Origin of the sequence: Caulobacter sp., from assembly GCF_049283275.1 — a bacterium.
In the GTDB taxonomy this organism is placed as follows: domain Bacteria; phylum Pseudomonadota; class Alphaproteobacteria; order Caulobacterales; family Caulobacteraceae; genus Caulobacter.
In genome coordinates, this window is the sequence record NZ_JBAPVS010000052.1 from 1 (window position 1) to 7,311 (window position 7,311).

Annotated in this window: 8 protein-coding genes and 1 pseudogene; 7 read left to right on the plus strand and 2 right to left on the minus strand. The window is 67.4% G+C overall.

Annotated elements, in window-relative coordinates; all coding sequences use genetic code 11:
• Window positions 1-283 precede the first annotated feature (283 nt).
• Window positions 284-1,153, minus strand: coding sequence for a flagellar motor stator protein MotA (motA, locus tag WAL33_RS02685; protein WP_422178230.1), 870 nt, complete (start codon window positions 1,151-1,153; stop codon window positions 284-286).
• A 187-nt stretch (window positions 1,154-1,340) separates the two neighbouring features.
• Between motA and WAL33_RS02690 the strand changes: the two genes are divergently transcribed.
• Entirely contained in the window at window positions 1,341-2,669 is a 1,329-nt protein-coding gene (locus WAL33_RS02690; protein WP_422178232.1) for an MFS transporter, read from the plus strand.
• Window positions 2,670-2,682: 13 nt separating this feature from the next.
• Here WAL33_RS02690 and WAL33_RS02695 read toward each other — a convergent pair whose 3' ends face one another.
• Window positions 2,683-3,960: a lytic murein transglycosylase gene (locus WAL33_RS02695; RefSeq protein WP_422178234.1), complete on the minus strand. Its 1,278-nt coding sequence runs from the start codon at window positions 3,958-3,960 to the stop codon at window positions 2,683-2,685.
• A 239-nt stretch (window positions 3,961-4,199) separates the two neighbouring features.
• Between WAL33_RS02695 and ykgO the strand changes: the two genes are divergently transcribed.
• From ykgO to WAL33_RS02725, 6 genes and pseudogenes are all read left to right on the plus strand, one after another.
• The gene (ykgO, locus tag WAL33_RS02700) at window positions 4,200-4,325 is read left to right on the plus strand and encodes a type B 50S ribosomal protein L36 (RefSeq protein ID WP_099447304.1); all 126 of its coding nucleotides are present in this window, start codon (window positions 4,200-4,202) and stop codon (window positions 4,323-4,325) included.
• On the plus strand, window positions 4,325-4,942 hold the full coding sequence (locus WAL33_RS02705; RefSeq protein ID WP_422178237.1) for an HAD family hydrolase: 618 nt from the start codon (window positions 4,325-4,327) through the stop codon (window positions 4,940-4,942). Before ykgO ends, WAL33_RS02705 begins: the two co-directional genes overlap by 1 nt.
• A 141-nt stretch (window positions 4,943-5,083) precedes the next feature.
• Window positions 5,084-5,953, plus strand: coding sequence for an NAD(P)-dependent oxidoreductase (locus WAL33_RS02710; protein ID WP_422178239.1), 870 nt, complete (start codon window positions 5,084-5,086; stop codon window positions 5,951-5,953).
• 90 nt (window positions 5,954-6,043) lie between these two features.
• Window positions 6,044-6,313 (plus strand): DUF2312 domain-containing protein, encoded by a 270-nt coding sequence (locus tag WAL33_RS02715; RefSeq protein ID WP_165185130.1) that lies wholly within the window; start codon window positions 6,044-6,046, stop codon window positions 6,311-6,313.
• Between the two features lie 244 nt (window positions 6,314-6,557).
• On the plus strand, window positions 6,558-6,920 hold the full coding sequence (locus tag WAL33_RS02720) for a hypothetical protein (RefSeq protein ID WP_422178241.1): 363 nt from the start codon (window positions 6,558-6,560) through the stop codon (window positions 6,918-6,920).
• A 273-nt stretch (window positions 6,921-7,193) separates the two neighbouring features.
• A pseudogene (locus tag WAL33_RS02725) lies at window positions 7,194-7,311 on the plus strand (hypothetical protein); the annotation flags it as partial.

Consider the following 7,311-nt stretch of genomic DNA (forward strand, 5'->3'; position numbering starts at 1 on the left):
TGGCCGTGCTGGCCGAGGCGGCGGCGTCCTGGGCGGCCTTCGAGGAGGCGTCGGCGGCGGTGTCCGTCTTCGGGCCGCAGGCGGCGAGCGACAGGGCCGAGACGGCCACGCCGGCGATCAGGATCGAGCGGAGAATCTTGGTGGTCATAGGGACTTCCCTTGCGACTGCTTGTCTGGCGACTGCGACCCGTTTGGGTCGCGTCACCAGGTCACAGAACATCAGTTCGATGGCGGACGCAAGACAAGTATTCACGGATCCGTGATCGTTCCGTGATCGCTCTGATCAAGGCTCGGCGGGGATGGCTTGCAGGGCTTCTTCCAGCTCCAGGAAGCTGGGCTGAGCTTCGCTCGGCACGTTGCCGCGGCCGATCTCGACGCTGATCTGGGCGGCGTTGCCGTGCAGGTGGGCGACCAGGACCGACTGGATGATCTTGTAGAACGAGCCCTCCTCGTCGACCACGGCGGTCAGGCGCGTGGCGAACGGTCCGACCAAGCCATAGGCCAGGAATACGCCCAGGAAGGTGCCGACCAGCGCGCCGCCGATCATGGCGCCCAGCACGGCCGGCGGCTCGGTGATCGAGCCCATGGTCTTGATGACGCCCAGCACGGCGGCGACGATGCCCAGGGCGGGCAGGGCGTCGGCCAGGCTTTGCAGGGCGTGGGCCGGGGCCAGGCCTTCGTGATGGTGCTTTTCCAGCTGCTTTTCCATCGCGTCCTCGACCTGGTGGGGATCTTCCAGGTTCATGGTCATCATCCGCAGGGTGTCGCAGATGAAATCGACGGCGAAGTGGTCCTTGATGATCTTCGGATAGCGCAGGAAAATCCCGCTCTCGTTCGGCTTTTCGATGTGGCTTTCCAGGGCGATGACACCCTTGGACTTCATCGTCTTGGTCAGCAGGAACAGCAGGCTCAGCAGGTCGCGATAGTCCGTGGTCTTCCATTTGGGGCCGGCGAAGACCTTGGCCAGGCCGCCGCCGGTGGCCTTGATCACCGTCAGCGAGTTCGAGATCAGGAACGAGGCGATGCCCGCGCCCAGGATGCACATCAGCTCGTGCGGGGCGGCGTGGAGGATCACGTCCATCTTGCCGCCGGAGATGATGAAGCTGCCGAACACGAGGCCGAAGAGCAGCACAATGCCGATGATCTGGAACATGACGAAGGGAGCCCCGGGGGTAACTTGCGCGCAGATCATCGCTGTTAATGCTTAATCCAAGGTGAGCGGGGGGGGCGAGCCCGTTGCGCCTATCGTCACACCCGCCTAACAGGTGTTTGACGTCATTTCGCGAGGCAAGCCGGACCTACCGGCGTCCGTGACGCGATTGTCGGGCTGGGAGGGAAGCATGAGCGTGGCGAGCCCGGACGTTCGTCTTGAAGACCGCGTCAGGGGCCGCGCCTTCGCCATCCTGTTCGCCGTCCTGCTGTCCAGCGCCGCCGGCAACACCGCGCTTCAGACCGTGTTGCCGGCCATCGGCCGCGAAGTCGGCATTCCTGACGTGCTGATCAGTTCGATCTTCTCGCTGTCGGCCCTGCTGTGGGGCGTGATGTCGCCGGTCTGGGCGCGGATGTCCGACAAGCGCGGCCGCAAGCCGATGGTGGTCCTGGGCATGGCCGGTTTCGCCGTGTCGATGCTGGGCTTCGGCTTCTTCATCCTGATGGGGCTGAAAGGCCTGATGGTCCCGCTGGCGGTGTTCGCCGGAGCGACTCTCTCGCGGGCGATCTTCGGCCTGGTCGGCAGCGCCTCGAACCCGGCGGCCCAGGCCTATGTGGCCGACCGCACGGCGCCGGCCGACCGCACCAACGCCATGGCCACCATGGCCTCGGCCAGCGGCCTGGGCACGATCCTCGGCCCGGCGGTCGCGCCGTTCCTGGTCTTCCCGCTGCTGACCCTGTCGGGGCCGATGTTCGCGTTCGCGTTGATCGCCGGCATCGTGCTGGTCGTGGTGATGCGCGGCCTGCCCGAAAGCCCCGACGAGATTCCCGAGCGCGGCGGCGAGACGGTTCACAAGCCCCGGGCCCGGGTGCGCTGGAACGATCGGCGGATCATGCCCTTCGTCATCTACGGCTTCCTGCTGGCCAGCGCCCAAACGGTGAACCAGCAGACCCTGGGCTTCATGGTCATCGACAAGCTGCAGATCTCGCCGGCCAAGGCGGCGGCCTTCGCGGGCGTGGCGATGATGGCCGGGGCGGTGGCCAGTCTGCTGGCTCAGTGGGGGCTGATCCGCATGCTGCGCCTGACCCCGCGCCAGTTGTTATGGCTGGGCGCGGGCTGCGCGGCCCTGGGCAATCTGATCGTCGCCTTCTCGCCAGACTATCACACCCTGGTCGTCGGCTTCGCCCTGTGCAGCCTGGGCTACGGCTTCGCCCGTCCCGGCTTCACGGCCGGCGCCTCGCTGTCAGTGGGCCACGAGGAGCAGGGGGCGGTGGCCGGGGCGATCAGCGCCATCAACGGCGCCTCGGTGATCATCGCCCCGGTGCTGGGCGTGGCGCTCTACAAGTGGGCCCATCCGTCGCCCTATCTGATGAATGTCGCGCTTCTGTTCGGCCTGGTCGCCTACGCCCTGATCGACCCGGTCATGCGCCGGGTCGGCGACGCCACAGCGCCCCGCGAGGCCCGCGACGAGGCCCAGGTGGTGGACGCCAGCTCGATCGACGCCTCGGGGCCGCACTGAGGGTCGGACCGCCTTAGCTGATGCCAGCTTGCGCCTTCAGCCGCGCCACCATGTCGGACGACAGGTAACCGTCGGCGGGCAGCTTGCGATCGGTTTGCCAGGCGCGCAGGGCCTTGCGGGTGCCGGCCCCGATCACGCCGTCGGCCGGACCGGGATCGAAACCCAGACGACTCAGGGCGATCTGGGCGGCCATGCGGTCGGCCAGACTCAGCGCCGACTCGACCGGCCAGGCGGTGACCAGGGTCCCGCCCCCGGCGAACCGGTCGGCCAACAGGCCAATGCCCAGGGCGTAGGAGGTGGAGTTGTTGTAGGTGCGGATCGCGTAGTGGTTGGGCAGGGTCAGGAAGGCCGGACCCGACCAGCCGGCGGGCAGGATCAGCCCGGCCGGCGAGGCGGCGTCGGCGGCCGTCCAGGGCAGGCCGTCGGCGCGCTTGACGCCCTTGGCCTCCCACCACGACGGGACCTCGCGCGGGCCCTCGGCCAGACCGTAGTCGAAGCCGGCCGGCAGGATCACTTCCTTGGCCCAGCCGACGCCGGGCTTCCAATCGCCTTTCTTCAGCAGGTTGGCGGCCGAGGCCAGGCTGTCGCTGTCGCTGCCCCAGATGTCGCGCCGTCCGTCGCCATCCCAGTCGACGGCGGTCGACAGATAGTTGGAGGGCAGGAACTGGGTTTGGCCCATGGCGCCGGCCCATGAGCCCTTGAGCTGCTCGCGGGTGTCCTCGCCCGAGGCGATGATCTTCAGGGCGGCGATCAGCTCGCCCTCGGCCCAATTGCGTCGGCGGCCGTCGAACGCCAGGCTGGCCATGGAGCGGACCACGTCGAAGTCGCCCTGAATCTTGCCGAACGCCGATTCCATGGCCCAGACGGCCAGCAGGATGTCGCGCGGCACGCCGTAGCGGGCCTCGATGGCCGGCAGAAAGGTCAGGCTGTCGCGCTTGGCGCGGCCCACGGCGACGCGGTCCTCGCTGATCACGCCCTTGATGTAGTCGCCGACCGGCTTGGAGAACTCCGGCTGGCGGCCGTCCAGCGAGATCACCTTGGGATTGGGCGTCACGCCGTCCAGCTCGCGATCCAGCAGCTGCTGGGTCAGGCCCGCGGCCAGGGCCTTTTGCTTGAAGGCGGCCAGCCAGGTGTCGAAGCCCACCATCTGACCCGAGGCCGGCGGGGCGGCGACCGCCGTGGGCGGGCCGGGCGGCGGGGCTGGTGGGGCGACCGACGGCGCCAGGGGCGCATTGGTGGAAGTGTCGGCGCAGCCGGCCAGCAGCAAAACGAGGAAAACGCGTCTATCCATCAAGGCAGGCTACCGGGGTTCGCGACAGAGCTGCAATCACAAGGGCGACAGAGCGGTTAAGGTTCCGGGACCTGGAGCGGTCCGAGGGTGACCGCCTCGAGCGCCGGCAACGTGCGCTGGCCTAATCGCATTGACTCCGGCGGTTGTCCTGCTTATACGCACGCCCTCCGAAACATCCCGGATGTTCCTTTCGCCCTCATGGCGGCCGTGAACCTCTCCGCCGAAGTATAGAGACGGTCATGAAGGTTCGTAGCTCGCTGAAGTCGCTGAAGTCGCGTCACCGCGATTGCAAGCTGGTCCGCCGCAAGGGCGTGATCTACATCATCAACAAGACCGACCCGCGCTTCAAAGCCAAGCAAGGCTAATGACGTCCGCTCGGCCTCCCAGGGCGCTGCTCTGGGATGTCGGCAACGTCATCGTGCGCTGGAATCCGCGCACGCTCTACGCGAAGATTTTCAAGGAACCGGCCGATCTCGACCGGTTCCTTTCGCATGTCGGGACCCTGGATTGGCACGCGGCGACGGATCGCGGCGTGACCTTCGCCGACAACATCGCCGCCCTCAGCGCCGAACATCCTCATCACGCCGAGCACATCGCCGCCTGGTGGGACCGTTGGTCCGAGATGTTCTCGGGGACGATCCCCGAAACCGAATCCGTCATCGAGGACCTGGCCGCGCGCGGCGTGCCGCAGTTCGGCCTGACCAACATGTCCCACGAGACCTGGGACGACGTGCGGGCCATGAGCCCGGCTTTCCGCCATTTCCGCGACACCGTGGTCTCGGGCCGCGAGCGGGTGATCAAGCCTGAGGCTCGGATCTACGAGATCGCCCTGGAACGCACCGGCCTGGAGCCGCCTGACCTGCTGTTCGTCGACGACAGTCTGGCCAATATCGAAGCCGCCACCGCCCTGGGCTTCCACGCGCACCATTTCACCGATCCGGCGATGCTGCGTGCGGCGATCGAGAAGCACGGCTTGCTCTAGCCGCGACGGCGCTTAAGTAGCCCTCATCCTGAGCCTGTCGAAGGACGAGGGCGGCTGGCGCGATGCGTCCGCCTCGTCCTTCGACAGGCTCAGGATGAGGCGGAGTGTTTGCTCCGCTCAGGGCCTGTCAGGAGTTGCCTCATGCACATCGGTTTCATCGGCCTGGGAGCCATGGGCAAAGCCATGGTCGAGAACCTGCTGGAGAAGGGCCACGTCGTGACGGTGTGGAACCGCTCGCCCGGCCCCGCCGCCGCCCTGGCCGCCCAGGGCGCGAAGGTGGCCGAGGCGATCGAGGACGCGCTTCAGGGCGATCTCGTCCTGTCGATCCTGGCGCACGACCAGGCGATCCGCGGCGTCCTGCTGGATGCCTTGCCCCGCGCCCGGTCCGGCCTGGTCCACGTCAACCTCGCCACCATCTCCACCGCCTTCACGCGGGAACTGACGGAGACCCACGCGGCGCTCGGCCTGGGCTATGTGGCCGCCCCGGTGTTCGGCCGTCCGCCGGTGGCCCGGGCGGGCGGGCTGAACGTGCTGGCGGCCGGCGCGCCCGACGCCGTGGCCAAGGCCATGCCTGCGCTGGAAGCCCTGGCGGCCAAGGTCTGGCCGATGGGCGAGGACCCCGTCCGCGCCAACGCCGTCAAGATCGCCGGCAATCTGATGATCGTCTCGGCCGTCGAGGCCATGGGCGAGGCCACGGCCCTGGGCGCCGCCCACGGCGTGCCGGCCGCCGACCTGCTGGACATGCTGACCAGCACGATCTTCGCCGCCCCGATCTACAAGATCTACGGCGCCATGATCGCCGAGGGCCGCTACCACCCGCCGGGCTTCGCCGCCGACCTGGCCCTCAAGGACGTGCGCCTGGCCCAGGCGGCCGGCGACGAGAAGGGCTTGGCCCTGCCGCTGGCCGATCTGGTCGAGGGCGGGCTGGAGACCTTGCTGTCGGGCGAGGGCGAAACGCCAGACCTGGCCGCCTTGGCCGAAGTCTCACGCGGACGTGTGGAAGGGCGTTAAAAGAAAAAAGAGCGGGGAATCCGCCTTCCACTCGGAGCCCGTTGCCACTAGGTTCCGCGCCTCTCATTTCCCCGCCTCGCGAGACATTTCATGGCCGATGACGCCGCCCCGCACGCCGACGTGCTCAACTCCACCGCTCAAGGCCAGCTCAAGAGCATCATCGACCGGGTCGAGCGCCTCGAGGTCGAAAAGGCCGAGATCGCCGAGCAGATCAAGGAAGTTTACCTCGAAGCCAAGGGCAACGGTTTCGACGTCAAGATCCTGCGTAAGGTGGTCCGCCTGCGTAAGACCGACCGCGCCAAGCGCCAGGAAGAGGACGCGATCCTGGACCTGTACCTTTCGGCCATCGGCGAGATCTAGGATTTTCACCCTCTCCCAGTGGGAGAGGGTGGACGCCGCCGCAAAGCGGTGGGAGGGCGAGGGGTTACGCCCTCACCGTTTTCTCTAGATGCCCTGCCGGCCCGCCGGTCGACGTTTTACCCCCTCACCCTTCCACGCCTGACGGCGCGGGTCCCTCCCTCTCCCCATGGGAGAGGGTTCGAGGAGGGAGAACTCAATATTTTTCCGCGTGCGTCCCGCCCTCGACGCCCGCTAGTCTGCCCGCATGCGCGCCAAGAAGCCGCCCGATCCTCGCGCTCAAGCGCGCAAGGCCGCCCTGAACGCGCTCAAGCGCGCCCAGCGCACGGCCGACAAGGCCGGGATCGAACTGTCCGAGTGGGAGGGTGAGTTCCTGGGCTCGGTCGCCCAGCGCATCCAGACCTACGGCCGCGCGTTCGGCGATCCTGAAAAGGGCGGCGCCGGTGAGGCCATGTCGGTCAACCAGACCATCAAGCTCAAGGAAATCGCCGCCAAGGCCCAAGGCGCGAAGAAGGGGGGCGAACGCAAGCCGATGTCCCGCGGCAAGGGTTTTGGCCGCCGCGACGCCGCGCGGTCGGCGCGCGCGTCTGAATCTCCGACGGACGAATGACCCGCCAGGCCAAGCCCCGCCTAGGGTGAAACCCGCGGAAATGGTGGGAAACGCCGCAACTTTGCGAAAATGGTCCCCGTTTCTCACCAAACACGGCTGTTCGGCGAACGGCGTTAGGTTTTCAGTAACGAAACGGGCCGAGAGTCCGGTCTCGCGTAAAGTATTGCTTTTAATCGATTTTGTCGTCCGTCTGCGCCGTAGAAAATGGCAGCGACTGACGCCGCGACAGCGTGACCGCGGTGGGGAGTCTCACGCCATATGGACAGCCCAAAGATGGCGAACACGATCTATGACTATCTGTTGAGGCGGAAGGCCGATCTGGAGGCGCGCATGCTGGAGGCCCAGCGGCGGGCCCAGGCGCCGTTCGAGGACGAGCTGCGGGCGCTCAGCC

Bases quoted from the DNA above. Each gene is read 5' to 3' on its own strand.
- WAL33_RS02710 (WP_422178239.1), top strand. From the start codon at position 5,084: ATGCACATCGGTTTCATCGGCCTGGGAGCCATGGGCAAAGCCATGGTC.
- motA (WP_422178230.1), bottom strand. From the start codon at position 1,153: ATGTTCCAGATCATCGGCATTGTGCTGCTCTTCGGCCTCGTGTTCGGC.
- WAL33_RS02715 (WP_165185130.1), top strand. From the start codon at position 6,044: ATGGCCGATGACGCCGCCCCGCACGCCGACGTGCTCAACTCCACCGCT.
- WAL33_RS02695 (WP_422178234.1), bottom strand. From the start codon at position 3,960: ATGGATAGACGCGTTTTCCTCGTTTTGCTGCTGGCCGGCTGCGCCGAC.
- WAL33_RS02720 (WP_422178241.1), top strand. From the start codon at position 6,558: ATGCGCGCCAAGAAGCCGCCCGATCCTCGCGCTCAAGCGCGCAAGGCC.
- WAL33_RS02705 (WP_422178237.1), top strand. From the start codon at position 4,325: ATGACGTCCGCTCGGCCTCCCAGGGCGCTGCTCTGGGATGTCGGCAAC.
- ykgO (WP_099447304.1), top strand. From the start codon at position 4,200: ATGAAGGTTCGTAGCTCGCTGAAGTCGCTGAAGTCGCGTCACCGCGAT.
- WAL33_RS02690 (WP_422178232.1), top strand. From the start codon at position 1,341: ATGAGCGTGGCGAGCCCGGACGTTCGTCTTGAAGACCGCGTCAGGGGC.